Annotated in this window: 1 protein-coding gene; it reads left to right on the top strand. The window is 36.0% G+C overall.

The genetic code is table 11. The annotated features are described in order from the left end of the window. The first annotated feature begins 229 nt into the window (after positions 1-229). Positions 230-1,108, top strand: a complete 879-nt coding sequence (locus D0S45_20385) for a hypothetical protein (GenBank protein TIH08869.1) — start codon at positions 230-232, stop codon at positions 1,106-1,108. Positions 1,109-1,213 lie beyond the last annotated feature (105 nt).

Here is a 1,213-nt window from a genome sequence, read left to right on the forward strand (position 1 = left end):
AAAGTCAGACATCCAAGGTCATAACAAAAAGTCAGACATCCAAGGTCATAACAATTGGCGACGGGGTGGAGAAAAGTTTTGAACCCTCAACTTCAAGRTCATAACAAYTGGCGACGGGGATTTTGGCAACAAAGAAATAATAATAMKACAAGTGGYGACTCAGATTTTGGAAATAAATTAGCTGTATAATTGCCGGTGATTTTTGGAGCTAATATTATTGGCAAAAAWAATGTCGATTTCTTTMGAACAGTTGCGGTTAATATTACAGCACCAGCAGAAGGTGTTKGCCTTGCAACAACAGCTATTTRTAACAKTTTTGGGCAGACTTTGCATTCAAGCAGAAAATAAGAAATCTATRTATCATGCAGATAATGGTGCAGTAATGGACATTTCAGAAGCATATCYWGTGSAGGRTTCAAATCCCTYTATACCWGAAKSARAACGTAATATTKGTAACGTKTCCRGCTCASAGCAAGAAAATMYTGTGCTRAATGCWCATRAAGTTGTGACAATACCAGATGATCAGGAGCCAGATCCTGTAGATGATGCCCAGAGTCCARAATCAAATGAAACACTACTGGTACTGTCTAGCTGCGRAAATAAACGTCAGCTCGAACAAAATTGTGGTCCACGTGCTATTAGTCGAGAAAGCTATGGTGACTCGTATTCAGAAAATAACTGGAGCAACACGATGAACCAAATTGTRCCAGATGTTACTCAAAATCAYCGGAAGACARAATTTTATATTGAGTCAACYTATCCCATTTCTAATGACAGTGTGCCAGATATTGATTCTCAGAATAATGCATATGATTKKGATGAAACTTCTTAKAACAATGAGGGRAATATGTCAGCTGAGTCGAATGATGGCCAAAAATCTAATTTAATTCTGTTAGACGTTGACTTTCTTAATGACTCGTTATCTGCTAACGAGATTCATAATGAATTTGAAAATAATGAACTCAGATCAAAGGTCGTTCATCATCATCTAGTCATTTTTAGTGGATTCTCCAKTCAATACRAGAAACATGGTTTAAWYAAAGTCCTAYTAGTTGTAATTTGGAGMCATAAGGACCCAACATTATTTCGAGGAGGAGGAGAATGTTGAGGAATTTAAAGTCACATATAATTCTTTTTTTTTTAATCAGAATCTAAASTTGGAATTTTCAAAAAAAAAAAAAGGGGAGGTGTTATATCCGAGTGGAGATTAAAT

This window comes from Marinifilum sp. JC120 (assembly GCA_004923195.1).
In the GTDB taxonomy this organism is placed as follows: domain Bacteria; phylum Desulfobacterota; class Desulfovibrionia; order Desulfovibrionales; family Desulfovibrionaceae; genus Maridesulfovibrio.